The sequence below is a fragment of the Rhizobium sp. 01T444 genome, from assembly GCF_056398305.1.
In genome coordinates this window covers 1-575 of sequence record NZ_JBFTPD010000315.1, presented here as the reverse complement: position 1 = coordinate 575, position 575 = coordinate 1, and the positions used below count along the sequence as shown (strand labels likewise).

Sequence of the window (575 nt, the reverse complement as noted above, 5' to 3'; positions counted from 1 at the left end):
GCTGACGACCCGCACCGAGATGAACCCCTGGCTCGCGCTGGCGGCGGCGGCGGCGATTTCCGGCGTGTGCGGCGTGCTGATCGCCTTGCCCTCGCTGCGGGTGAAGGGCCCCTATCTCGCGATGGTGACGCTGGCCTTCGGCATCGTCGTCGAGAAGCTGGTGGGCGAATGGACCGAGGTGTTCGGCGGCGCGCAGGGGATCTACGGCATCAAGGCCCTGACCTGGAACGACCAGCCGCTGAGCTCGCAGCAGTGGGTGTGGCTCGGCATCGGTCTTTGCGCGCTGGCGCATCTGCTGCTGGGCAACCTCCTGCAGGGCCGCTTCGGCCGCGCGCTGCTCTCGCTGCAGGCCGACGAGATCGCGTCGGCATCGGTCGGCGTGCGCGTCTACCGCGCCAAGGTGATCGCGTTCGTCGTCGCGGCGGTCACCTGCGGCATCGCGGGCGCGCTGGTCGCGCAGCAGAACCAGTACATCAACTCCGACTTCATCACCTTCAACCTGTCGATCTTCATCCTGCTGCTGGTGCTGTTCGGCGGCGCCGGCTCGAAGTACGGGCCGCTGGTCGGCGCCGTGG

At 68.9% G+C, this 575-nt stretch carries 1 protein-coding gene; it reads left to right on the top strand.

The features are described from left to right. Window positions 1–575: branched-chain amino acid ABC transporter permease (locus AC1DTN_RS38665; protein WP_477925505.1), on the top strand; the 575-nt coding region annotated here is incomplete at both ends.